The sequence below is a fragment of the Rhizobium sp. YJ-22 genome, assembly GCF_029601685.1.
In the GTDB taxonomy this organism is placed as follows: Bacteria; Pseudomonadota; Alphaproteobacteria; order Rhizobiales; family Rhizobiaceae; genus Metarhizobium.
Map to the genome: position 1 here is coordinate 144259 of NZ_JARRIR010000006.1, position 23270 is coordinate 167528.

At 65.2% G+C, this 23270-nt stretch carries 22 protein-coding genes and 2 pseudogenes; 7 read left to right on the forward strand and 17 right to left on the reverse strand.

Translation table 11 applies throughout. The annotated features are described in order from the left end of the window. Positions 1–253: 253 nt before the first annotated feature. From P7F60_RS15620 to P7F60_RS15670, 11 genes and pseudogenes are all read right to left on the reverse strand, one after another. Positions 254–400 (reverse strand): DUF1127 domain-containing protein, encoded by a 147-nt coding sequence (locus tag P7F60_RS15620; protein WP_277918663.1) that lies wholly within the window; start codon positions 398–400, stop codon positions 254–256. 208 nt (positions 401–608) lie between these two features. Beyond that, positions 609–767: a DUF2934 domain-containing protein gene (locus P7F60_RS15625; RefSeq protein ID WP_277918855.1), complete on the reverse strand. Its 159-nt coding sequence runs from the start codon at positions 765–767 to the stop codon at positions 609–611. A 27-nt stretch (positions 768–794) separates the two neighbouring features. Beyond that, a pseudogene (locus P7F60_RS15630) lies at positions 795–992 on the reverse strand (hypothetical protein); the annotation flags it as partial. A gap of 51 nt (positions 993–1043) precedes the next feature. Further along, positions 1044–1937, reverse strand: a complete 894-nt coding sequence (gene mmsB, locus P7F60_RS15635) for a 3-hydroxyisobutyrate dehydrogenase (RefSeq protein WP_277918664.1) — start codon at positions 1935–1937, stop codon at positions 1044–1046. A 17-nt stretch (positions 1938–1954) separates the two neighbouring features. Further along, on the reverse strand, positions 1955–3019 hold the full coding sequence (locus P7F60_RS15640; protein ID WP_277918665.1) for an enoyl-CoA hydratase/isomerase family protein: 1065 nt from the start codon (positions 3017–3019) through the stop codon (positions 1955–1957). Continuing rightward, positions 3003–4392, reverse strand: a pseudogene (lpdA, locus tag P7F60_RS15645) (dihydrolipoyl dehydrogenase). The gene P7F60_RS15640 and the pseudogene lpdA overlap by 17 nt, the downstream one beginning before the upstream one ends. A gap of 9 nt (positions 4393–4401) precedes the next feature. After that, the gene (locus P7F60_RS15650) at positions 4402–5658 is read right to left on the reverse strand and encodes a dihydrolipoamide acetyltransferase family protein (protein ID WP_277918666.1); all 1257 of its coding nucleotides are present in this window, start codon (positions 5656–5658) and stop codon (positions 4402–4404) included. A 2-nt stretch (positions 5659–5660) separates the two neighbouring features. After that, positions 5661–6674, reverse strand: a complete 1014-nt coding sequence (locus P7F60_RS15655; RefSeq protein WP_277918667.1) for an alpha-ketoacid dehydrogenase subunit beta — start codon at positions 6672–6674, stop codon at positions 5661–5663. Positions 6675–6676: 2 nt separating this feature from the next. After that, a complete protein-coding gene (locus P7F60_RS15660) occupies positions 6677–7909 on the reverse strand; it encodes a 3-methyl-2-oxobutanoate dehydrogenase (2-methylpropanoyl-transferring) subunit alpha (RefSeq protein WP_277918668.1) in 1233 nt (410 codons plus the stop codon). Positions 7910–7939: 30 nt separating this feature from the next. Further along, complete coding sequence (locus P7F60_RS15665; protein ID WP_277918669.1) at positions 7940–9067, reverse strand: acyl-CoA dehydrogenase family protein; 1128 nt, start codon at positions 9065–9067, stop codon at positions 7940–7942. Continuing rightward, positions 9064–10245: an acetyl-CoA C-acyltransferase gene (locus P7F60_RS15670; protein ID WP_277918670.1), complete on the reverse strand. Its 1182-nt coding sequence runs from the start codon at positions 10243–10245 to the stop codon at positions 9064–9066. The genes P7F60_RS15665 and P7F60_RS15670 overlap by 4 nt, the downstream gene beginning before the upstream one ends. A 221-nt stretch (positions 10246–10466) precedes the next feature. On the opposite strand from P7F60_RS15670, the gene P7F60_RS15675 reads away from it, so the two are divergent. The 7 genes from P7F60_RS15675 (at position 10467) to P7F60_RS15705 (ending at position 19125) form a co-directional block, all read left to right on the forward strand. Continuing rightward, a complete protein-coding gene (locus P7F60_RS15675; protein ID WP_277918671.1) occupies positions 10467–10940 on the forward strand; it encodes an Lrp/AsnC family transcriptional regulator in 474 nt (157 codons plus the stop codon). Between the two features lie 131 nt (positions 10941–11071). Continuing rightward, positions 11072–12256 carry an isovaleryl-CoA dehydrogenase gene (locus P7F60_RS15680; protein ID WP_277918672.1) on the forward strand — a complete coding sequence of 395 codons (1185 nt, stop codon included), beginning with the start codon at positions 11072–11074 and terminating at the stop codon, positions 12254–12256. Then, on the forward strand, positions 12253–13854 hold the full coding sequence (locus tag P7F60_RS15685; RefSeq protein WP_277918673.1) for a carboxyl transferase domain-containing protein: 1602 nt from the start codon (positions 12253–12255) through the stop codon (positions 13852–13854). Before P7F60_RS15680 ends, P7F60_RS15685 begins: the two co-directional genes overlap by 4 nt. A gap of 10 nt (positions 13855–13864) precedes the next feature. Next, on the forward strand, positions 13865–15862 hold the full coding sequence (locus P7F60_RS15690; RefSeq protein ID WP_277918674.1) for an acetyl/propionyl/methylcrotonyl-CoA carboxylase subunit alpha: 1998 nt from the start codon (positions 13865–13867) through the stop codon (positions 15860–15862). Position 15863: 1 nt separating this feature from the next. Continuing rightward, positions 15864–16784, forward strand: coding sequence for a hydroxymethylglutaryl-CoA lyase (locus tag P7F60_RS15695; protein WP_277918856.1), 921 nt, complete (start codon positions 15864–15866; stop codon positions 16782–16784). Continuing rightward, positions 16781–17551, forward strand: coding sequence for an enoyl-CoA hydratase-related protein (locus tag P7F60_RS15700; RefSeq protein ID WP_277918675.1), 771 nt, complete (start codon positions 16781–16783; stop codon positions 17549–17551). Before P7F60_RS15695 ends, P7F60_RS15700 begins: the two co-directional genes overlap by 4 nt. Before the next feature lie 116 nt (positions 17552–17667). Continuing rightward, positions 17668–19125, forward strand: coding sequence for a sensor domain-containing diguanylate cyclase (locus P7F60_RS15705; RefSeq protein WP_277918676.1), 1458 nt, complete (start codon positions 17668–17670; stop codon positions 19123–19125). Between the two features lie 6 nt (positions 19126–19131). Here the strand turns inward: P7F60_RS15705 and P7F60_RS15710 are convergent, their stop codons facing one another. From P7F60_RS15710 to pcaD, 6 genes are all read right to left on the reverse strand, one after another. Next, positions 19132–19524, reverse strand: coding sequence for a RidA family protein (locus P7F60_RS15710; protein WP_277918677.1), 393 nt, complete (start codon positions 19522–19524; stop codon positions 19132–19134). 99 nt (positions 19525–19623) lie between these two features. Next, positions 19624–20670 carry a 3-carboxy-cis,cis-muconate cycloisomerase gene (locus P7F60_RS15715; RefSeq protein WP_277918678.1) on the reverse strand — a complete coding sequence of 349 codons (1047 nt, stop codon included), beginning with the start codon at positions 20668–20670 and terminating at the stop codon, positions 19624–19626. 8 nt (positions 20671–20678) lie between these two features. Continuing rightward, the gene (gene pcaG, locus P7F60_RS15720) at positions 20679–21299 is read right to left on the reverse strand and encodes a protocatechuate 3,4-dioxygenase subunit alpha (protein WP_277918679.1); all 621 of its coding nucleotides are present in this window, start codon (positions 21297–21299) and stop codon (positions 20679–20681) included. After that, on the reverse strand, positions 21299–22039 hold the full coding sequence (pcaH, locus tag P7F60_RS15725) for a protocatechuate 3,4-dioxygenase subunit beta (RefSeq protein WP_347276871.1): 741 nt from the start codon (positions 22037–22039) through the stop codon (positions 21299–21301). Before pcaH ends, pcaG begins: the two co-directional genes overlap by 1 nt. Next, positions 22036–22488 carry a 4-carboxymuconolactone decarboxylase gene (pcaC, locus tag P7F60_RS15735; protein WP_277918680.1) on the reverse strand — a complete coding sequence of 151 codons (453 nt, stop codon included), beginning with the start codon at positions 22486–22488 and terminating at the stop codon, positions 22036–22038. Before pcaC ends, pcaH begins: the two co-directional genes overlap by 4 nt. Then, positions 22445–23239, reverse strand: a complete 795-nt coding sequence (gene pcaD / locus P7F60_RS15740) for a 3-oxoadipate enol-lactonase (RefSeq protein WP_277918681.1) — start codon at positions 23237–23239, stop codon at positions 22445–22447. The genes pcaC and pcaD overlap by 44 nt, the downstream gene beginning before the upstream one ends. Positions 23240–23270: the final 31 nt, after the last annotated feature.

The window sequence follows — 23270 nt, forward strand, 5'->3', positions numbered from 1 at the left end:
CGCCTTTGGGAGGAGGAGGTGGCACCCTGCAAAATCGAAACACGGGGGAGGAGGTCCGTTGCTTCGATGAAAAGAGTTATAGCTGAGCTTTCGCTCACCGGCCAGGCATTTTATTGCATCGCAGCAATGCGTCTTTCGAATAGCTGCATCACACCGCCGTCACGACCGGAATCAACGGGAATCCCGAAAATGCAAAAGCGCCTGGCGATTGCACAGGCGCTTGCAAAAGACCGGATTATCTCCGGTTTAGGGTTCAGCCGGCGATAGCTGCCTTGGCAACCTGACGGATCTGGCCGCGGGAGATGCCGAGATCGTTGAGCTCGCGCGTGGACATACGGTCGAGTTCTGCAACGGTCTGACGATACTTGCGCCAATTGTTGAATGAACGTGCGATATTCATGATAGCCTCTTTCTTCGGACTTTCGAAGCCAGCGGCCGATCAGCGGCGCTTCATTTGCTTCGATGGCTGTCTTATAACCCACGCCACGTCCGATGAGCAGCGCTAAGCTCTCATCTCACCTATACCGCGTTTGCATAGCTATTTAGCAGTCTGCCTCAATGGCGACCACAAATCGCCTTCTTCCTGAGCATTCGCAGCAAGAGCCCGGTTACAGCCCGGGCTTGACCGAGGGGAATACAGTGCTGCCGTCCGGCTGCTCGGAAGGGCTGACAAGACCCAGTTCCTTCAGTGCCCGGTGCCAATGGGATTCGTGTTGGCCTTCCGGCCGGCCGTCCGCCTCCCAGATTTCATAGGCGCGCTGGCGCACCGGCTCCTCGTCAAAGACGGAGGCATCGTCATCGGCGGTCTTGAAGGCATCGCCGAGATCGCGCTTCTGCGGATCGCTATTGCTCTCGCCGACCGCGTCGCGGGCAGTATCGGGATCGTCCTCGGCTGGCAGATAGCCGCGAGGCCGGTTTTCCTGCGGACCTTCCCAGCGAGGGGATTGTTCCGTGGTACCGGGGGCGCCGGTCTTGGGTGTATTGATCGCCATGATATCTCTCCTCTGTCAAAGAGCTAACCGCCGCCCGGCGGGAAAGTTCCGTCAACCACGCCTGTCGACGCTTTGGGCGCGGATCATGTCTATGATCGCCGAAAAATCGCGGTCCGCACCGCCGCTTTCGCTGAACTGCCGATAAAGGCGCAACGCAGCCCGGCCGAGCGGCGTATCCGCACCGCTCACCTCCGCCGCCGCCTGCGACAAGTCGAGATCCTTCAGCATCAGCGCCGCCGCAAAACCCGGCCGGTAGCCGTTGTTGGAGGGCGCGGTAGGTACGGGGCCGGGCACCGGGCAATAGGTGGTCAGCGACCAGCATTGCCCCGACGACACCGAGGCGACATCGAACAGCGCCTGATGCGCAAGCCCCAGCTTTTCCGCCAGCACGAAGGCCTCGCCGACCGCGATCATCGAAATGCCGAGGATCATGTTGTTGCAGATTTTTGCCGCCTGCCCCATGGACGCGCCGCCGCAATGGATGATGCGCTTGCCCATCGTCTGCAGGATCGGCTCGGCTTTTGCGAAAACCGGCTGCTCGCCGCCGACCATGAAGGCGAGGCCGCCGCTCGCCGCTCCCGCCGTTCCGCCGGAGACCGGGGCATCCAGCGACGGGCAATTATGGGCGGCGGCCATCGCATGCGCCTGTCGGGCGCTGTCGATATCGATGGTCGAGCAATCGATAAGCAGCGTGCGCTCGGGCACCAGCGACACGAGCTGCGACCAGACGTTCAGCACATGCCGGCCGGCCGGCAGCATGGTCAGCACCGTATCGCAGCCAGCGACGGTCTCTTCCAGCGTGTTCGCGACGCGCAAGCCGCTCTGCCGCGCTTGGTCGCAGGCCACGGAGACGACATCGAAGCCGGTGACGTCATGCCCCGCCTTGGCGAGATTGGCCACCATGGGACCGCCCATATGGCCGAGGCCGATGAATCCGATGCTCATCTTCGTCTCCTCCTGCTTTAACCGGAAAACAACCTTTCATGCTCGCTCGGAAAGAAGGCGGCGATATCCGCCTCGCTGACCGCGTCCAAAGTCGCGGGCTGCCAACGCGGGTTGCGATCCTTGTCGATCACCGCCGCGCGCACGCCCTCGTAGAAATCGGGATTGGCGAGCACGGCATCCGTGGCGGCGAATTCCCGCTCCAGGCAATCCTCCAGCCACGCGGCCTGTCGCCCCAGCCGCAATAGCCGCAGGGTGACATGCAGGATGCGTGGCGATTTGGTGTTCAGCGTCGCCAGCGTCTTGCCGGCGAAATCGCTGTCGTCCGCCTCCAGGGCGGTGATGATCGCCTCGATCCTGTCATGTGCGAACAGCCGGTCGATTGTCGCCACGAAGGGCGCAAGCGTTGCGGCCGGGGCCGGCGCGGCAAGCTCCGCAATCGCCGCCGCGACCTGCGCCGCATCGCCGGCTGCCGCCAGCGCCTCGATCAAGGCTTCGCGCCGGTCGGACGGCATGAAATGGTCGGCGAGGCCGAGCGCCATGACATCGCCGGCGCCGACGATCTCGCCCGTCAGGCCGAGATAAGTACCGCCCTCGCCCGGTTGGCGGGTGAGGAACCACGACGCGCCGACATCGGGAAAGAAGCCGATGCCGGTTTCCGGCATGGCGAAGCGCGTCCGCTCGGTGACGATGCGGTGGCGGGCATAGACGGAGAGCCCGACGCCGCCGCCCATGACGATGCCGTCCATCAGCGCGACGGTGGGTTTGGAAAAGCGGGCGATGCGGGCATCGAGGCGATATTCCTCACGCCAGAAACGCGTCGCGAGCCCATCGCCGGCCCGGCCGCTGTCATGCATGGCCCGGATATCGCCGCCGGCGCAGAAACCACGCTCGCCCTCGCCGACGAACAGGACGGCGGCGATGCCGGCATCCGCCTCGAACGCATCCAGCGCGGCGTCGATAGCGCGGACCATGCCAAGCGTCAGGCTGTTCAGCGCCTTCGGGCGGTTGAGCCTGACGAGGCCGAGCGTGCCGTGACGCTCGACCAGTGTTTCCGGGGGGACGGTGTCAGATATGGAGTGCATGGCCAAGCGCCTTGAATGCAGCCTCCTGGAAGGCTTCGCTGCGAGTCGGATGTGCATGGATCGTACCGGCAATATCCTCCAGCCGCGCGCCCATTTCGATGGAAAGCGCAAACGCCGACGAGAGTTCCGAGATTTCCGCCCCGACTGCCTGCACGCCGAGCACCAAATGATTGTCGGCGCGGACGACGATGCGCACGAAGCCCTCCTCCTCCCCGGTCGTCAAGGCCCGGCCATTGGCGGCGAAAGGGAAACGCGCCACCTTGACATCAAGCCCCTGCGCCTGCGCCTCGGCCGGCGACAGGCCGGCACCGACGATCTGCGGATCGGTGAAGCAGACGGCGGGAATGCAGCGTTTGTCCCAGACGCGTTTCGCGCCCGATTTCCGCCACCATCTCGCCCTGTGCCATGGCCCGATGCGCCAGCATCGGTTCGCCGGTGACGTCGCCGATGGCGAAGACGCCGCGCATCGAGGTGCGGCAGCGGTCGTCGATGCGGATGAAGCGGCCGGCGCGGTCGAGATCCAGTTCCTCGATGCCCCAGCCGTCGATGGACGGCCGGCGGCCGACGGTGACGAGAATGCGGTCTGCGGCCAGGTTTTGCGTCTCCTTGTCCGTGCGCACCACAATGCCGGCGCCATCCGGCGCAAGCCCTTCGGCGCTAGCCCCGAGCAGCACGCGGATACTCAGCCTGTCGAGCCGCGCCATTACCGGCTTCACCAGTTCCTCGTCGTACTGCGGCAGAAGCTGCCGCGTCGCCTCGACCACAGTCACCTCGGTACCCAGCTTGGCGAAGGCGGTGCCGAGTTCGAGGCCGATATAGCCGCCGCCGACCACCACCAGCCGGCGCGGCACCTCGTGCAAGGCCAAGGCCTCGGTCGAGGAGATCACCGGCCCGCCAAAAGGCAGCGACGGCAACGCAACGGGCTCCGAGCCGGTGGCAATGACCACGGCCTCGGCGCGAACCATCTGCATGCCGGTCTCGGTCTCGACCTCGACGGTCTTGCCGTCACGAAACCGCGCCGTGCCATGCAGGATTTTGACCCGCGCCCGCTGCAAAAGCCCGGTGACGCCGCCGCTGAGGCGGCCGACGATGCCGTCCTTCCAGTCGATGGCGGCCCCGAGATCGATGTCCGGCGTCTGGACCTTGATGCCTAATAGCCCCTTCCCCTCCGCCATCCTTTTCGCGGCGTGGAAGGTTTCGGCGACATGGATGAGCGCCTTGGAGGGGATACAGCCGACGGTCAGGCAGGTGCCGCCCGGCCTGCGGCGCTCGACGATGACGGTATCGATGCCGAGCTGGCCGGCGCGGATGGCGCAGGCATAGCCGCCGGGGCCGGCGCCGATGACGAGAAGCTTGCAGGTGATCTCTTTCATGGCCGGCCCTCAGGTGTCGATGAAGATCAGCGCCGGCGTTTCGAGAAGCGCCTTGATCCGCTGGATGAAGGTGGCGGCGTCCCAGCCGTCGATAATGCGATGATCGAAGCTGGAGGACAGGTTCATCATCCGCCGCGGCACGAACTGGCTGCCATCCCAGACCGGGCGCATGACGATCTTGTTGACGCCGATGATCGCCACTTCCGGGTGGTTGATCAGCGGCGTCGAGGCGATGCCGCCAAGCGCCCCGAGCGAGCTGATGGTGATGGTCGAGCCGCTGAGTTCATCACGCTGGGCGCTGCCGGTGCGGGCGGCCTCCGCGACGCGGGCAAGCTCGGTCGCGCAATCCCAGATGCCGCGCGCCTCGGCATGGCGCACCACCGGCACCGTCAGCCCCGCCGGTGTCTGGGTGGCGATGCCGATATGCACGGCGCTATAGCGGCTGACGATGCCGGCGGCATCGTCGAAGGTGGCGTTCAGCGCCGGCTGCTCGGCAATGGTGCGCACCAGCGCCCGCATCAGGAAAGGCAGGACGGTCAGTTTCGGCTGGTCCGGCTTGCGCTCCCGGTTCATCGCCGCGCGCAGTTCTTCGAGATCGGTGACATCGACCTCCTCGACATAGGTGATGTGAGGAATGCGCGACACTGATAGCGCCATCTTGTCGGCGATGCGGCGGCGCAGGCCGGTGACCTTGACCGCCTCGACATGGGTTTTTCGCGCCAGGCCGGCGGCGGGCGCGGTGGACGGCGCCCCTTGGGAAAGGAAGAGGTCGAGATCCTCATGGATGATGCGGCCGGCCGGGCCGGTACCGCGCAGCTGCCGCAGGTCGATACCCGCCTCCTGCGCCCGGCGGCGCACGGCGGGCGAGGCCAATGGCTTGGCCGCCGGCTCCGGTTCGGCTCGCGATGCAACGGGCTTTTCCACCGATGCGGGTTTTGCGACAGCGACTGGAGGCGGCTCGACAAGCGGTCCCGCCTGCTTCGCCTCGGCGGGCGCGGCAGCGGTCTGTGGCTCCACCGCCTCCCCTTCGAGCGCGATGCGCACCAGCGGCGCCTTGACGGCGATGCTGTCGCCGATCTCGCCGGCAAGCCAGGTGACGGTGCCGGCGACGGGCGAGGGAATTTCCACCGTCGCCTTGTCGGTCATCACGGCGGCGAGCACCGTGTCCTCGCGCACCACATCACCCGGCTTCACATGCCATTCGACGATTTCCGCTTCGGCGACGCCTTCGCCGACATCGGGCATTCTCAGGACGAAATCGGCCATGGTCACGCCTCCATGACTTCGGTGAGCGCGCGGCCGACGCGCGCGGGGCCAGGAAAATAATCCCATTCCTGCGCATGCGGATAGGGCGTATCCCAGCCCGCGACCCGCACGACCGGCGCTTCCAGATGGTAGAAGCAATGTTCCTGCACCAGCGCCGCCACCTCTGCCCCGAAACCGGAAGTCAGCGTCGCCTCATGCACGACGACGCAGCGCCCAGTCTTCGAGACGGAGCGGACGATGGTATCGAGATCGAGCGGCAGCAGGCTGCGCAGGTCGATGATTTCGGCATCGATGCCGGTTTCCTCGGCCGCCGCCAGCGCCACATGCACCATGGTGCCGTAGGCGATGATGGTGACGCCCTTGCCGGGGCGACGGATTTCCGCCTTACCGATGGGGATGGTGTAATGACCCTCCGGCACCTCGCCCAGCTCGTGCTTCGACCATGGCGTCACCGCCCGGTCGTGATGGCCGTCGAATGGGCCGTTGTAGAGCCGCTTGGGTTCGAGGAACATCACCGGGTCCGGATCTTCGATGGCCGAGATCAGCAGGCCCTTGGCGTCATAGGGGTTGGACGGCACGATCACCTTCAGCCCGCAGACATGGGTGAACAGCGCTTCCGGGCTCTGGCTATGCGTCTGGCCGCCGAAAATGCCGCCGCCGGTCGGCATGCGCAACACGATAGGGCAGGTGAAATCGCCGTTGGAGCGATAGCGGATGCGCGCTGCTTCTTGTGTGATCTGGTCATAGGCCGGATACATGTAATCGGCGAACTGGATTTCGACACAGGGTTTCAGTCCATAGGCCGCCATGCCGATCGCCGTGCCGACGATACCGGATTCGCTGATCGGCGTGTCGAAACAGCGGGTCTTGCCGTATTTCGCCTGAAGCCCCTGCGTGGCGCGAAAGACGCCGCCGAAATAACCGACATCCTCGCCGAAGACCACGACATCGTCGTCGCGCCCCATCGATATATCCATGGCGCTGCGCACCGCTTCGATCATCGTCATCCTGGCCATGGTCAATATCCTGCCTTCTGGCGCTGGCGGCGGATATGCGGCGGCATTTCCGCATAGACGCCTTCGAAAATATCGCGGACGGAGGGTTTGCCGCCGGCATGCAGCGTGCCGTGGCTTTCGGCCTCGCGCTGCGCCTCGATCACCTCGTCCATGATTTCGGCCTCGGCCTGGGCATGCCGCTCCTCTGACCAGACGCCGCGAACAATCAGATGCTTCTTCAGTCGCAGCACGGGATCACCGAGCGGCCATGCCTCGGATTCGGTCTTCGGGCGATAGGCGCCGGGATCGTCGGAGCTGGAATGGGCGCCGACGCGGTAGGTGACATATTCGATCAGCGTCGGCCCGAGATTGCGCCGCGCGCGCTCCGCCGCCCAGCCCGCCACCGCATGGACGGCAAGATAATCATTGCCATCGACGCGCAGCGCCGGAATTCCGAAACCGAGGCCGCGCGCCGCAAACGTTCCCGAACCGCCGCGCGCGATGCCCTGGAATGTCGAGATCGCCCATTGATTGTTGACGATGTTGAGGATGACGGGGGCCTTATAGGTGGAGGCGAAGACCAGCGCCGAGTGAAAATCCGATTCCGCCGTCGAACCGTCGCCGATCCAGGCGGCCGCGATGCGGGTATCGCCCTTGATCGCCGAGGCCATGGCCCAACCGACCGCCTGCACATATTGCGTGGCGAGATTGCCGGAGACGGTGAAGAAGCCGTGTTCCTTCGAGGAATGCAGCACCGGCATCTGCCGGCCATGCAGTGGATCGAGTTCGTTGGAAAAGATCTGGTTCATCATCGTGACCAGTGGATAGTCATCGGCGATCAACAGCCCCGCCTGGCGATAGGTCGGGAAATTCATGTCGCCCTTTTCCAGCGCCTTGCGGAAACCGCAGCTCACCGCCTCTTCGCCCAGATGCTGCATGTAGAAGGAGGTCTTGCCTTGGCGCTGCGCCATCAGCATGCGGGCATCGAAGGCGCGCAGCCGCATCATGTTGCGCAGGCCGGTCAGCAATTGCGCGTCGGTCAGCGACCCGGCCCAGGGGCCGACCGCCTCGCCTTCGCGATTGAGCACGCGGATGATCGAATAGGCGAGGTCGCGGATCGTATCGGGGGCGGCATCGACCTCCGGGCGCGGCACGCTGCCGGCCTTGGGAATTTTCACATTGGAGAAATCCGGCTGTCCGCCCGGCCGTACGGCGGGCTCCGGGACATGCAGGCTCAATCGGGTGGTTTCGGTCATGCCTTCTCACCTCCTTCTAATCCCGCGCGGCTAGAGCGCGCGGGCGATCACCATGCGCTGGATATCGCTGGTCCCTTCGTAAATCTGGCAGATGCGCACATCCCGATAGATGCGCTCGACCGGGTAATCGGCCATGTAGCCATAGCCGCCATGAATCTGGATCGCGTCGGAGCAGACGCGCTCGGCGATCTCCGAGGCGAAGAGTTTGGCCATCGAGGCTTCCGAAAGGCAGGGCTCACCCACTTCCTTCAATGCCGCCGCATGCAGCACAAGCTGGCGCGCCGCCTCGATACGCGTCGCCATGTCGGCGAGGCGAAAGGCGACGGCCTGATGCTCGGCAATCGGCTTGCCGAAGGCGATGCGCTCGCGGGCATAATCCCGCGCCGCCTCGAAGGCCGCCCGCGCCATGCCGACCGCCTGCGCCGCGATGCCGATGCGCCCGCCTTCGAGATGCGCCAGCGCGATTTTATACCCCTCGCCCTCCGCGCCGAGGCGCAGCTCGGCGGGAATGCGCATATTGGTAAAGGCGATCTGGCAGGTATCGGAGGCATGTAGCCCGAGCTTTTCCTCAACGCGCACCACCTCATAGCCGGGCGTCTCGGTCGGCACGATGAAGGCGGTGATGCCCTTCTTGCCGGCCGCCGGATCGGTCAGCGCAAAGACGATGATGACATGGCCGTTCTTGCCCGAGGTGATGAACTGCTTGGCGCCGTCGATGACATACTCGTCACCCTCGCGCCGCGCCCGCGTCTTCAGGTTGGAGGCGTCGGAGCCGGCCTGCGGCTCGGTGAGCGCAAAACCGCCGATCCACTCGCCGCAGCTAAGTTTCGGCAGGAAACGCTGCTTCTGCTCCTCGGTGCCGAAATTCAGGATCGGCAGGCAGCCGACGGAATTGTGGACGCTCATGATCGTCGAGCAGGGGCCGTCGCCTGCGGCGATCTCCTCCAGCGCCAGCGCATAGGCAATGGCGCCGGTCTCGGCCCCGCCATAGGCTTCCGGCACCAGCATGCCGAGAAAACCGAGTTGACCCATCTCCCGCAATTCTTCACGCGGGAAATGGCTTTGACGATCCCGTTCCGCAGCCCCCGGCGCCAGCCGCTCGCGGGCGAAATCGCGGGCCATGTCGCGGATCTGCCGCTGGGCTTCGGTGAGGATCATGACCTCTCCCTTTCCAACGCGATTGCCGTCGCCTCGCCGCCGCCGATGCAGATGGCGGCCATGCCGCGCCGCAGGTCGTATTGCTCCAGCGCCGAAAGCAGCGTCACCAGGATGCGCGCCCCGGACGCGCCGATGGGATGGCCGAGCGCGCAGGCGCCGCCGTGGATATTCACCTTGTCACGGGGCAGGTCGAGATCGTGCATCGCCGCCATCGGCACCACGGCGAAGGCCTCGTTGATTTCGAACAGGTCGACGAAGCCCAGCGGCCAGCCGGTCTTGCCGGACAGCTTTTCCAGCGCCGCGACCGGGGCGGTGGTGAACAGGGCCGGCGCCTGCGCATGGCTGGCATGGCCCGCAATCGTCGCGCGGACGGCCAAGCCCCGGCGCGCGGCCTCGGAGCGGCGCATCAGCACCAGCGCCGCCGCGCCGTCCGAAATCGAGCTGGAATTGGCCGCCGTCACCGTGCCGCCATCGCGGAAGGCCGGCTTCAGGGTGGGGATTTTCTCCATCCGCGCCTTGCCCGGCTGCTCGTCGATCTCGACAGAACCGCCGGCCACCGGCACGGCGACGACCTCCTGCGCAAACCGCCCCTTCGTGATCGCCTCCTGCGCCCGCGTCAGCGAGGCGATGGCATAGGCATCCTGCATTTCGCGGGTGAATTGATAGGCCTCGGCGCAATCCTCGGCGAAGGTGCCCATCAGCCGGCCCTTGTCATAGGCGTCTTCGAGACCGTCGAGGAACATGTGGTCGAGGACGCGGCCATGACCGAGGCGATAGCCGCCACGGGCGCGGTCGAGCAGATAGGGCGCGTTGGTCATGCTTTCCATGCCGCCGGCCAGCGCCACGCCGATGCTGCCGGCCAGGATGGCGTCATGGGCAAGCATGACGGCCTTCATGCCGGAACCGCACATCTTGTTGACGGTAACAGCGCCGATGGACTGGGGAATACCGGCCCCAAGCGCGGCCTGCCGCGCCGGCGCCTGCCCCTGCCCCGCCGGCAGCACGCAGCCGAGCAGCACTTCATCGATATCGGCGGGCGCTACCCCGGCGCGCTGCATCGCACCGCGCGCGGCGACGGAGCCCAGAGCGGGCGCGGTCTCGGATTTGAGATCGCCCTGAAAACCGCCCATCGGCGTGCGGGCGAAACCGACGATGACGACAGGATCATGCACAGCCACTTTCCACCTCCTTGGAAAGAGAAACCGGCCTTCGCATCCCGACCCTCCCGGCCGGGGGCGCAAAGCGCGCATCGCGTGTGGATCGAACGATCCGCCACACCATGCGTTTCGGGAACGATACCACCAAGCAAAACGCAGTTCAAAAGCATTTTGATTTGACAGCTAACGCACAAGAGATATCTTTGATCCACGGATATCGACTATTGTAGATCAAATGATCCATGATTGAGCTGGATAGCTACGACCAGAAGATTTTGCATGTGCTCGGCGAGGATGGGCGGGTGAGCTGGCGCGACCTGTCGTCGCGAATCGGCCTGTCCTTCACCCCGACCTTGCGGCGGGTGCGCAAGCTGGAGGACGAGGGCATCATCCGCGGCTATTCCGCCGTCTTCGACGAGAACCGGCTGCTCGGCACGATGGGCGTTTTCATTTCGGTAACGCTGGAACGGCAGATCAAGGATGTGCTGACGCATTTCGAGCACTGCGTCGCCTCCATTCCCGAAGTCGTCGGCGGCTACCAGACGAGCGGCACGCAGGATTACCTGATCCATGCCATGGTCCGCGACCTGCCGCATTACCAGGAGCTTCTGGATTTCCTGACGACCGTTCCCGGCGTCGCCCGCATCCAGTCGAATTTCGCCATCAAGACATTCGTGCGCCGCTCGGCCTCCTTTCCCGCCGGCACGGAGAGCTGAAAGCAGGCCGCGCTAAAATAGGAAGCGGTTTTGCGATCACGACATGCGATAATGAAGGCGGATCGGAAGCGAGGAGGCTTTGGCGATCCCCAAAAGTTTGCAGCCCTGCTGCCCGGAGGAGGAGTGACGTGATGAACCTCGACCTCGCTGCCCTGTTCGATGCCGATCTCGGCGACGAGATCAGCGCCCTGCGCCAGAGCGTGCGCAAATTCGCCGCCGACCGCATCGACCCCATCGCCATGGAAACCGATCGCGAAGACCGTTTTCCGCGTTCCCTCTGGCCGGAGATGGGCGCGCTCGGCCTGCACGGCATCACCGTTTCGGAGGATTACGGCGGTGCGAACATGGGCTATCTCGCCCATTGCGTCGCCATGGAGGAGGTCAGTCGCGCCTCGGCCTCGGTCGGCCTGTCCTATGGGGCGCATTCCAACCTGTGCATCAACCAGATCCATCGCTGGGGCACGCCGGAACAGAAAAACCGCTATCTGCCGAAGCTCATTACCGGCGAACATGTCGGCGCACTGGCGATGAGCGAGACGGAGGCCGGCTCGGATGTCGTGTCGATGCGGCTGCGCGCCGACCGGCGCGGCGACCATTATGTGCTGAACGGCGCCAAGATGTGGATCACCAACGGCCATGAGGCGGATGTGCTGGTCGTCTATGCCAAGACCGACCCTTCCGCCGGCCCGCGCGGCATCACCGCCTTCCTGATCGAAAAAAGCTTCAAGGGTTTTCGCCCGGCGCAAAAGCTCGACAAGCTCGGCATGCGCGGCTCGCCGACCTCGGAGCTGGTCTTCGAGGATTGCGCGGTGCCGGAGGTCAATATCCTCGGCGAGTTGAACGACGGCGTCGGCGTGCTGATGAGCGGGCTGGATTTCGAGCGGGCGGTGCTCGCCGCAGGCCCGGTCGGCATTATGCAGGCGGCGCTCGACCTGGTGCTGCCCTATGCCGGAGAGCGGCGCCAGTTCGGCCGCCCCATCGGCGAATTCCAGCTGGTCCAGGCCAAGATCGCCGACATGTATGCTTCGATGAACGCCTCGCGCGCTTATGTCTATGCCGTGGCCCGGGCCTGCGATGCCGGGCGGATCACACGGCAGGATGCGGCCGGCGTCATCCTGTTCACCGCCGAGCGGGCGACGCTCGTTGCGCTCGACGCCATCCAGCTTCTCGGCGGCAGCGGCTATGTCAACGAAAGCCCGACCGGCCGCCTGCTGCGCGATGCCAAACTCTACGAGATCGGCGCCGGCACCAGCGAAATCCGCCGGATGCTGATCGGCCGCGAATTGCTGAAGGGCCATATGGGGGCTGGCCGATGAGACTGACTTCCACGCTGGTGCATGATGCCGCCTATGAAGCCAATGCCGCCGTTTTACGCGCCCTCGTCGAGGATTTGCGGGCCACGGTCGCGGAGATTTCCAAAGGCGGCGGCGAGAAGGCGCGCGAGCGCCACATCGCACGCGGCAAGCTTTTGCCGCGCGAGCGCATCGAGGCACTGCTCGATCCCGGCACGCCGTTTCTGGAACTGTCGCAATTCGCCGCCCATGGCGTCTATGACGAGCCGGTGCCGGCCGCCGGCATTCTCACCGGCATCGGCCGCGTGGCGGGACGCGAATGCGTCGTCATCGCCAATGACGCGACCGTCAAGGGCGGCACCTATTATCCGCTGACGGTGAAGAAGCATCTGCGCGCCCAGGAGATCGCCCGCGAAAACCGCCTGCCCTGCCTCTATCTGGTCGATTCCGGCGGCGCCAACCTGCCGAACCAGGACGAGGTCTTTCCCGACCGCGATCATTTCGGCCGCATCTTCTACAATCAGGCGACGCTTTCGGCCGATGGCATCGCCCAGATCGCCGTGGTGATGGGAAGCTGCACCGCCGGCGGCGCCTATGTGCCTGCGATGAGCGACCAGTCGGTGATCGTGCGCAACCAGGGCACCATCTTCCTCGGCGGCCCGCCGCTGGTGAAGGCCGCGACCGGCGAGGTGGTGACGGCGGAAGAGCTCGGCGGCGCCGACGTGCATTCGCGCCAGTCCGGTGTCACCGACCATTATGCCCTCGACGACCGCCATGCCTTGGCGCTGACCCGGCGCATCGTCGCCACGCTCAACCGCCGCAAGCAGGTCGATCTCGATATCCGCGAGCCGGCCGAACCGCTCTATCCTGCGGAAGACCTTTACGGCATCATCCCCACCGACACGCGAAAACCCTTCGAGGTGCGCGAGGTGATCGCCCGGCTGGTCGACGGCTCGGAATTCGACGAGTTCAAGGCGCTCTACGGTACGACGCTGGTCTGCGGCTTCGCGCATCTTTATGGTTATCCCGTCGGCATCGTCGCCAATAACGGCATCCTGTTTTCGGAATCGGCGCTGAAGGGGGCGCATTTCATCGAGCTGTGCTGCCAGCGCGGCATTCCCCTGATCTTCCTGCAGAACATCACCGGCTTCATGGTCGGCCGCGCCTATGAGGCCGGCGGCATCGCCAAGGACGGCGCCAAGCTGGTCACCGCGGTCGCCTGCGCCCGGGTGCCGAAATTCACCGTCATCATCGGCGGCTCCTTCGGTGCCGGCAATTACGGCATGTGCGGCCGGGCTTATTCACCGCGCTTCCTGTGGATGTGGCCAAATGCGCGCATTTCGGTGATGGGCGGCGAGCAGGCGGCCTCGGTGCTGGCGCAGGTGAAGCGCGACGGGCTGGAGGCGCAGGGCAAGAGCTGGCCGGCGGCGGCGGAAGAGGCGTTCAAGACGCCGATCCGCGCCCAATACGAAACCCAGGGGCACCCCTATTATGCCAGCGCAAGGCTCTGGGACGACGGCATCATCGATCCGGCCGAGACGCGGCGCGTGCTGGGGCTCGGGCTTTCGGCGGCGCTGAACGCGCCGGTCGAGCAGACCCGTTTCGGCATTTTCAGGATGTGAGGAGGCGGCGATGTTTGCCAAACTGCTGGTCGCCAATCGCGGCGAAATCGCCTGCCGGATCATCCGCACCGCAAGGCGGATGGGGATATCGACGGTCGCGGTCTATTCGCAGGCGGATCGCGACGCGGCCCATGTCGCCATGGCCGACGAGGCCTATGCCATCGGCCCCGCACCGGCGCGGCAATCCTATCTGGACGGCGACAAGATCATCGAGACGGCGCGGCGCTGCGGCGCTGAAGCCATCCATCCCGGCTATGGTTTTCTCTCGGAAAATGCCGGCTTCGCCGAGGCCTGCGCGGCGGCCGGGCTTATCTTCGTCGGCCCGCCGGCAGCGGCCATCCGCGCCATGGGCGGCAAGAGCGAGGCCAAGGCGTCGATGACGGCGGCGAGCGTGCCCGTCGTTCCCGGCTATCACGGTGCCGAGCAATCTGAAGGCTATCTGGCTGAGCAGGCAGAAGGTATCGGCTATCCCGTGCTGCTCAAGGCTTCCGCCGGCGGCGGCGGCAAGGGCATGCGCATCATCGAGCGCCCGGAGGATTTCGCGGCGGAACTGGCCGGCGCGAAGCGCGAGGCGCTGGCCGCCTTCGGCGACGCGCGGATGCTGATCGAAAAATACCTCATCCGCCCGCGCCATATCGAGGTGCAGGTGTTCGCCGACAATCACGGCCGTTGCGTCGCGCTGTTCGAGCGCGATTGCTCGATCCAGCGCCGCCACCAGAAGGTGATCGAGGAGGCCCCGGCCCCCGGCCTTTCCGCGGAATTGCGGCGGCGCATGCAGGAGGCGGCCGTCGCGGCGGCAAAAAGCATCGGTTATTCCGGCGCCGGCACGATCGAATTCCTGCTCGATGCCGGCGGCGAATTCTACTTCATGGAAATGAACACCCGCCTGCAGGTCGAGCATCCGGTCACCGAATTCATCACTGGCCTCGATCTCGTCGAATGGCAGTTGCGCGTCGCGGCCGGCGAGGCCCTGCCGCAGGCATGGGACAGGCTCGCCATCAATGGCCATGCCATCGAGGCCCGCCTTTATGCCGAGGATCCCGCCCATGATTTCCTGCCCTCCACCGGGCGCATCCGCCATCTCGTGCTGCCGGCGGAAACGGCGGAGCTGCGCATCGACAGCGGCATCCGCGCCGGCGATACCATCACCCCGCATTACGACCCGATGATCGCCAAGCTGATCGTCCACGGCCCGGATCGCGAAACGGCGGTGCGGCGGCTCGGACAGGCGCTGGGGCAAGTGGCGATTGCCGGCGTCAGCGCCAATACCGGCTTTCTGGCGCGGCTCGCCCGCTTGCCGGATTTCCTCCATGCAAACCTCGATACGGGCTTCATCCCCCGCAACGAGGCGGCGCTGTTGATGACGCCCGCGCCGGATGCGGCGGGCATCGGCCTCGCCGCACTCGGGGTCGTCGCGTGGCGCAAGGCGGAGGCGAGGCGGCAGGCGGCACTGACCGCCGATCCGCACAGCCCCTGGGCCAGCACCGATAGTTTTCGTCTCAACGCCCCGGGCCGCGAGACCCTGCGCCTGACAATCTCGGACAGCAGTTTCGCACTTGCCCTCCGACATGATGCCAATGGTATCGATATCGAGACGGAGGGGCAGCCGATCCGGGCCGAAGGCCGGCTCAGCGAAGATGGTCTGCTTTCCGCCCGCATCGGTGGCGCAAAACGAACGGCCCATTTCTTTGCCGAACCCCATGAATTCAGCCTGTTCGTTGACGGCGAGCGTCTGCTTGTCAGTCTGCCCGACGATCTCGAAGCCGGCAGCGGCGTCGCCACCTCCGGCGGGCTGACCGCGCCGATGCCCGGCTTCATCCGCGCCGTGCTGGTCTCTGTCGGCACGGCGGTCGAGCAGGGCCAGGCGCTGGTCGTCATGGAGGCGATGAAGATGGAGCATACCATCCGCGCCCCCTCCGCCGGCACCATCGGCGCGCTGCATGCCGGCGAAGGGGCGATGGTCGAGGCCGGGACGGTGCTGGTCGAATACGAGGCGGAGGGTGGCTGAGATGGACATGCCGCAGGAGGTTCGTCTGGTCGAAGTCGGTCCGCGCGACGGCTTGCAGAACGAAAGCGCCGCCGTCTCCGTCGCCACCAGGATCGAACTGATCGAGCGCCTCGCCGCCGCCGGCCTGCCGGCGGTGGAGGCCGGCGCTTTCGTCTCGCCGAAATGGGTGCCGCAGATGGCGGCATCCGCCGCCGTCTATGCCGGCCTCACCCGGCGGCCGGGCACCGCCTATCCGGCGCTGGTGCCCAACCTGAAAGGGCTGGAAGCCGCACTTGCGGCAAAGGTCACGGAAATCGCCGTCTTCGTCTCGGCCTCCGAAAGTTTCAGCCTGAAAAACATCGCCTGTTCGCGCGCCGAGAGCATCGCCCGGCTTGGCCCGGTCGCCGAACAGGCCCGCGCCCATGGCCTCAGGCTGCGCGGCTATGTCTCCTGCATCGCCGGTTGCCCCTATGAGGGCGATGTCGCGCCGGTCGAGGTGGCGGCAATGGCGCGCGAGTTGATCGGCCTCGGGGCCTATGAAATCTCGCTCGGCGACACCATCGGCGTCGGCACACCCCGGCACATCCGCACCGTCATCGAAACCGTGGCCGCCAATCTCCCGCGCGAACAAATCGCCATGCATTTCCACGATACCTATGGGCAGGGCGTCGCCAATGTCTTCGCCAGCCTGCAGGAGGGGATCGCCGTTTTCGACAGTTCCGTCGCCGGCCTCGGCGGCTGCCCCTACGCGCCCGGCGCCAGCGGCAATGTCGCGACGGAGGACGTGATGTATCTGCTGCACGGGCTCGGTATCCGCACCGGTGCCGATCTCCATGCGGTCGCCGAAATCGGAGACTGGATCAGCGCCACGCTAGGTCGCACAAATGCCAGCCGCGCCGGCCGGGCGCTGCTCGCCAAAAAAATCAAGGAGGCCGCGCCATGACCGATCTGCTTCTCCAGGAGCGGCGCGACAGCGTGTTGTGGCTGACCCTCAACCGCCCCGAGGTTCACAATGCGCTGAACGCCGCGCTGACCCATGCTCTGACCGTAGCGCTTCAAAAGGCTTCGCAGGATGAAGCGTTGCGCGCCGTGGTGTTGACCGGCGCAGGCGAGCGCAGCTTCTGCGCCGGTGCCGATCTCAAGGAAAGCGCCGGTGGCATGTTCCAGTCCGAAAACGGCGCCAATCCGATCGCCAATGTGCTGCGCGCCATCGAGTCCTGCAGCAAGCCGGTCGTCGCGCGCGTCAACGGCGCGGCATTGGCCGGCGGCGTGGGCCTCGTCGCGGCATGCGACCTGGCCATCGCCGCTGACCACGCCAAGTTCGGCCTGCCGGAGCTGCGCGTCGGCCTGTTTCCGATGATGGTGGCGGCCTTGTTGTTGGAGCGGATCCCGCGGCGGCGGCTGCAGGCCATGGCCTATCTCGGCGAGACCCTGAGCGCCGCCGAAGCCGCCGACTGCGCACTGATCGACCGCGTCGCGCCGGCCGCCGGCCTCGATACAGCCACAGAGGAGATTTTGACCATCCTCAAACGCAATTCGCCGGCGGCGATGCGGGTCGGCAAGGCGGCGCTGCAGGCGATGGGGGCCCTGGCGCCGCAGGACCGCCTCGCCTTCGCCGAACGCCAAATCGCCGAACTCGGCAAAAGCGAGGATGCGCGCGAGGGCCGGGCGGCATTTGCCGAAAAACGCCGACCAAGCTGGATGACGTAAAGTCCAGACTTCTAAAACAAGAGCAAACGCGAGCTTGAAGATTCTGTTAAAATTTAGAAAATGAACACCTTTTCCGCCTACGCTGCCTGAACCTGCATCTGATACGAGACGCCGCCATGGCCCCCGACGATCACGACATCCAATTGTTCGACCTGGCCCCCATTGCCATGTGGATCGAGGATTTCAGCGGTGTTAAGGCGATTTTCGACAATTGGTGCGCGGAGGGCGTGGAGGATATCGCCGCTTATCTGCATGCGGATGTGTCGCGCGTCGCCACCTGCTCGCAGGCCATCCGCCTGCTTGGCGTCAACCGCAAGACACTCGACCTGTTCGAGGCCGATGACCGGGATCATCTGGTCGCCAATCTTGACCGTGTCTTCCGCGACGACATGCTTGCCAGCCATATCAACGAGTTGACGCAGCTCTTCAACGGCAAACGCGAATTCGCCAGCAACACTGTCAACTACACGCTCAGCGGCCGGCGCCTCGATATCCAGCTCCGCGGTACGGTATTGCCGGGATATGAGGAGAGCCTCGGCCGCGTGCTGCTGACCACCGAGGATGTGACCGAACGGGAAGAGGCCCGCCGCCGCGAGCAGCAGCAGCGCCGCTATGCCGAAGGCATTTTCGAGCATTCGCCCGTTTCGCTCTGGGTGGAGGATTTCAGCCGCGTCAAGATATTGCTTGAGGACATCCGCAATCGCGGCATCGAGGATCTGCGCGTTTTTACCGACGTCCACCCCGAATTCGTGCGCCAGTGCATGAGCGAAATCCGGGTCATCGACGTCAACCAGGCAACGCTCGACCTGTTTCGCGCGCCCGATCGCCACACGCTGCTGCAACGCCTCTCCGACATCCTTCGCGACGACATGGAAGCGCATTTTCGCGAGCAACTCATCGAACTCTGGCACGGCAAGCTGCTGCAGCACCGCGAGGTGGTGAATTATGCGCTCGACGGGTCCGAGCGGCATGTGCTTTTGCAGTTCTCCGTCTTCCCCGGATACGAGGCGGACTGGTCACTGGTGCAGGTGGCGCTGACCGACATCACCGCGCGCAAGAAGGCGGAGGCCTATCTCGAATATCTCGGCAAGCACGATGTGCTGACCAAACTGCACAACCGCGCCTTCTATACCGATGAACTGAACCGACTGGAGCGCAAGTCGCTGCGGCCGGTCTCAATCATCGTCGCCGATCTCAACGGCCTCAAGGATGCCAACGATCAACTTGGCCACGATGCCGGCGACAGCCTGCTGCGCCGCCTCGGCGAGGTGTTGGGCGAAGCCGTGGCGCAGCCCAATTGCGCCGCCCGCATCGGCGGCGACGAATTCGCCATCCTGATGCCGGGCAGCGGCCGCGCCGATGTCGAGGCTATGATCGAGAATATCCATCGGCTGATGGCGATGAACAACCAGTATTATTCCAACCTGCCGCTCAGCATCGCACTTGGCGCCGCGACCAGCGAGCCCGGCGAGACAATGGAAGCCGTGGTCCGCCGTGCCGATCTCACTATGTATGCGGAAAAGGAAAAGCACTATGCGGTGCAGCAGGCGCGAGCGGCCGCCCGCCGCGCCTGATCGGGGTTATGATACCGCCTTGCGGGCCGCCATCGCCGTCACCTCGACCCGCATGCTCGCGTCTGCCAGCGCGCTGACGCCGACGGCGCAACGCACCGGATAAGGCGGCTTGAAGTAGCGGGTATAGACTGCGTTGAAGCCCGGCCGGTCGGCCATGTCGGTGAGATAGATCGTCAGGTGCAGGACATGGTCGAGGCCGCTGCCGGCCTTTTCCAACGCTGTCTTCAGCCATTCCAGCGTGCATTCGGCCTGCGCCGTGATATCGCCTGTCTCCAGAGAGCCGTCCGCGCGCAGCGGAATCTGCGTCGTCACCAGCAGATTGCCGAGGCCGGCCACATCGGAAGAGATCGCTTCCGGGTCGGTATCGTCAGGAATGAAAAGCGGCGTCGCGTCGGCCATAATCCGGTCTCCCTTATGATTTCGAAAACGAGCATAGCGGAAACCGCGCCGCGCCTTCACCCCCTCGCCGGCGATATCCCGCGGACAATTTTGCCGCCGTCACGGTTTTCCGATGTCATCGATATGCCCGATCAGCTCGGCGGCAGCGCCGAGCGCCCGGCCGGTCGCCATCAGCATCGGTGGCAGCAGCATCCATTCCAGCATCCAGGCGGCGCCCGAACGTTCCTGCTCATGCACCAGCGCCTGGTGCAGGCCGGAAAGCTGCACGGCATTGAAACGGGCGAGCGTGACGAGCAATTCGGCCGTGACCGGGTTCTGCTTGTGGGCCATGGCCGACGAGCCGCCGCCGCCGGACAGACGGATTTCGGTGCCTATTTCGGCCATCAGGGCGATGTCCTGACCGAATTTGCCGAGACTGCCTGATATCAGCGACAGCAGTCCGGCCAAGCCGGCGATGCCGTCGCGCTGGCTTTGCCATTGCGGCCTGTCGGCCAGATCGAGGCGGCGGGCAAGCTCGGCCCTGACGGTCGGGCCCCGGTCTCCCAACGCATCGAGCGTGCCGGCCGCACCTCCGAATTGCACCGCGAATTCCTGCATCGAGAGGCGGGCGCAGTCACGGACGAGCGGGTCGCGCCATGCGCGGATCCGGTCGGTAACGGTGATCGGGATCGCCGCCTGCATCCGGGTAAAACCGGTCAGCGACCGGCCGCCATGCGCCGCCTCCAGACCGGCAAAGGCCGAGAGACAATTTTCCAGCCGGGCACCGAGGATCCGGCCGATGGATTTCAGGCGCAACATCAGCGCGGTATCGATGACATCCTGGCTGGTCGCGCCGAAATGCACCTTCGCCGCCGCCGGTTCGCCGACCGCGTGGCGCAATTGCCGGACAAGCTCCGGCACGACAACGCCATCCTTGCCAGTCGCCGTCCGCAGCGCGGCCATATCGGGCGTGAAGCCGGCGATGGCGGCGATTATCACCCCTGCCGTTTCGGCCGGAACAATGCCGACAGCCGCTTGCGCCGCCGCCAGTTCCGCCTCGAAACGCAGCATGGCGACGATCTCGGCTTCGGTGGACAACAGGGCGGCGATCTCGGCATCACCGAACAGACCGGAGAGGAAAAGATGCTCAAAGGGCGTCAGGCTCATGGGCACCCTCAGATATCGAAGAAGACGGTTTCGCCCTCACCCTGCAGGCGGATATCGAAACGATAGAGGCCCTCGCCCTCCTTACGTGCAACCAGCGTCGGCACGCGGTTGCGGTGCTCGATGCGCAGCAGCACCGGATCAGCGGCATTGGCCTCGACTTCTTCCGGGAAATACATGCGCGTATGCAGGCCGAGATTGATGCCGCGCGCCACGATCCAGAAGGTGATGTGCGGCGCCATCAGCCGCCCATCGCGGAAGGGAACGCGGCCGGGCTTGATGGTTTCGAACAGGAACTCGCCGGTCTCCATATCGCCCGGAGAGCGACCCCAGCCGCGAAAATGCGGATCGGCGGTTCCACGCGTCTCGCTCGGGCTGTTGTGCAGCCCGTCCGCATCCGCTTGCCATATTTCCACCAGCGCATCCTTCAGCGGGTTGCCGCCGCCATCGATGACCATTCCGTTGACGGCAATGCGCTCGCCTCGCGCCTTTTCGTCATAAAGCGGCCCGGCACCGAGATCCTGCTCGAAAATGCCGTGGATGCCGGCGAAATTCGGTGTGCAGCCGATATGCACATAAGGGCCGGCGGTCTGCGAAGGGCTTTCCTTGAGATATCCGAGCGGCTGTACCATCAGTTACCCTCCTTGCGATTTTCGAACAGCGTCGAACGCCGACCACGCAGTACGATATCGAACTTGTAGGCGCGCATGTCCATGGGAATGGTGGCGTTCATGTCCAGCGGCGCGATCAGCCGGCTGATCGCAGCGGGGTCGGGGATCGTGCGAACGATGGGACACAGCGGGATCAGGGGATCGCCCTCGAAATACATCTGCGTGATCAACCGCTGCGCGAAACCATGGCCGAAGATCGAAAAATGGATATGCGCCGGGCGCCAGTCGTTGACGCCGTTCGGCCAGGGATAGGGGCCGGGCATGATCGTCTTGAACCAGTAATATCCCTCCGCATCGGTGATCGTACGGCCGACGCCGCCGAAATTCGGATCGAGCGGCGCGAGATAGGTTTCCTTCTTGTGGCGATAGCGCCCACCGGCATTGGCCTGCCACATCTCGACCAGCGCGCCATCGACGCCGCACCCGCGCTCGTCCATCACCCGGCCATGCACGAGGATGCGCGGACCGATCGGCATCAGGCCGGGCCGGGCGTAATTGAGGATCAGGTCGTTGTCGAATTCGTTGAGCCGCGAATGGCCGAAGACCGGGCCGGTGATTTCGCTCGCCGTCCCCTCCAGCGAGATCAGCGCCCGTTGCGGCGAGCGCAGCACGCTGGTCTTGTACCAGGGCGTGTAGGCCGGGGGATGCTGGTCGCGGTCGCGGGCAAAAAAGGGAGAGGTTTCGGGCCGTTCGTTCTTCACTTTTTCTCCTCCTTGGCGGCATCGGCGGGCGCCTGCATGGCCGCCAGCGTTTGCTTGGCGATCTTGAAGGCATGGTTGGCGGCGGGCACGCCGGCATAGATGGCGACATGCATCAGCGCCTCGCGAATATCCTCGGGGCTGGCGCCGGTATTGACGGTGGCGCGGATGTGCATGGCCAGTTCCTCGTCCTGGCCGAGGGCTGCCAGCAGCGCGATGGTCACCATCGAGCGCTCGCGCCGCGTCCACTGCTCGCCGGACCAGACGGTGCCCCAAGCGGTTTCGGTGATCATCTGCTGGAAGGGCTGGTCGAAGGCGGTTGCCTGCGCGGTGGCGCGATCGACATGCGCATCGCCCAGCACGCCTCGGCGCGTCGCCATCCCTTGCGAAAATCGGTCGGTCACGGATTTACGTCTCCAGGGTTTCGAGGAAGCCGCGCGCGGTCGCGGCATAGACGGCCGGCTGTTCCAGGCAAGGGATATGGCCGCAGGCGGGCACTACGACGAAACGGCTGCCCGGCACCAGATCGGCCAGGCCGCGCACCAGATCGGGCGGCGTCGAGCCATCGCCATCACCGGCGACGCAGAGCGTCGGGACCGTGATGCGGCGGGCGGCCTCGGTATAATCGGCATCGCGGATCGCGGCGCAGGTGCCTGCATAGCCGTCCGCCGGTTGGCGGGCCAGCATGTTGCACGCGCCGGCAAACAGCGCATTGTCGGAACGGCGGAAGGCGGGCGTGAACCAGCGTTCCATCACCGGTCCCACCAGGGTCGCCATGCCTTCGGCAGCAATTTTGTCGATGCGGGCGTTCCAGAGCTCGTCGGTGCCGATCTTGTGCGCGGTATTGCTGAGCACCAGCGCCCGCACCAGATCCGGCCGCCGCGCCTGCAGGCCGAGCGAGATCAACCCGCCGACCGAGAGGCCCCAGATCACTACCTTGCCGAGCTTCAGGTGATCGAGCAGCGCGATCAGGTCGTCGACATGATCCTCCATGGCATAGGGCGGCGCGCCGACATCCGAAAGGCCGTGGCCGCGCTTGTCATGCAGCACATAGGCGTAGTCGTCGCCGAGTTCGGCGATCAGCATATCCCAGATACGGAAATCCGTTCCCAGCGAATTGATGAACGCGATGACCGGCCGACCCGTGCCAAGCCCTTGGGTGCGATAGTGAATCGTCCTGTCGTCGATACGCAGAAAATCCATGTGCGGCTCCTCCTCGGGTAGAGTGTGTCAG

Coding starts and splice junctions, on each gene's coding strand:
- P7F60_RS15660 (WP_277918668.1), bottom strand. CDS start 7,909: ATGACCGAAACCACCCGATTGAGCCTGCATGTCCCGGAGCCCGCCGTA.
- P7F60_RS15675 (WP_277918671.1), top strand. CDS start 10,467: ATGATTGAGCTGGATAGCTACGACCAGAAGATTTTGCATGTGCTCGGC.
- pcaC (WP_277918680.1), bottom strand. CDS start 22,488: ATGCCGCGACCGCGCGCGGCTTCCTCGAAACCCTGGAGACGTAAATCC.
- P7F60_RS15690 (WP_277918674.1), top strand. CDS start 13,865: ATGTTTGCCAAACTGCTGGTCGCCAATCGCGGCGAAATCGCCTGCCGG.
- mmsB (WP_277918664.1), bottom strand. CDS start 1,937: ATGAGCATCGGATTCATCGGCCTCGGCCATATGGGCGGTCCCATGGTG.
- P7F60_RS15680 (WP_277918672.1), top strand. CDS start 11,072: ATGAACCTCGACCTCGCTGCCCTGTTCGATGCCGATCTCGGCGACGAG.
- P7F60_RS15695 (WP_277918856.1), top strand. CDS start 15,864: ATGGACATGCCGCAGGAGGTTCGTCTGGTCGAAGTCGGTCCGCGCGAC.
- P7F60_RS15655 (WP_277918667.1), bottom strand. CDS start 6,674: ATGGCCAGGATGACGATGATCGAAGCGGTGCGCAGCGCCATGGATATA.
- P7F60_RS15620 (WP_277918663.1), bottom strand. CDS start 400: ATGAATATCGCACGTTCATTCAACAATTGGCGCAAGTATCGTCAGACC.
- P7F60_RS15715 (WP_277918678.1), bottom strand. CDS start 20,670: ATGAGCCTGACGCCCTTTGAGCATCTTTTCCTCTCCGGTCTGTTCGGT.
- P7F60_RS15685 (WP_277918673.1), top strand. CDS start 12,253: ATGAGACTGACTTCCACGCTGGTGCATGATGCCGCCTATGAAGCCAAT.
- P7F60_RS15665 (WP_277918669.1), bottom strand. CDS start 9,067: ATGATCCTCACCGAAGCCCAGCGGCAGATCCGCGACATGGCCCGCGAT.
- P7F60_RS15710 (WP_277918677.1), bottom strand. CDS start 19,524: ATGGCCGACGCGACGCCGCTTTTCATTCCTGACGATACCGACCCGGAA.
- P7F60_RS15650 (WP_277918666.1), bottom strand. CDS start 5,658: ATGGCCGATTTCGTCCTGAGAATGCCCGATGTCGGCGAAGGCGTCGCC.
- P7F60_RS15640 (WP_277918665.1), bottom strand. CDS start 3,019: ATGCACTCCATATCTGACACCGTCCCCCCGGAAACACTGGTCGAGCGT.
- P7F60_RS15700 (WP_277918675.1), top strand. CDS start 16,781: ATGACCGATCTGCTTCTCCAGGAGCGGCGCGACAGCGTGTTGTGGCTG.
- pcaD (WP_277918681.1), bottom strand. CDS start 23,239: ATGGATTTTCTGCGTATCGACGACAGGACGATTCACTATCGCACCCAA.
- pcaG (WP_277918679.1), bottom strand. CDS start 21,299: ATGGTACAGCCGCTCGGATATCTCAAGGAAAGCCCTTCGCAGACCGCC.
- P7F60_RS15705 (WP_277918676.1), top strand. CDS start 17,668: ATGGCCCCCGACGATCACGACATCCAATTGTTCGACCTGGCCCCCATT.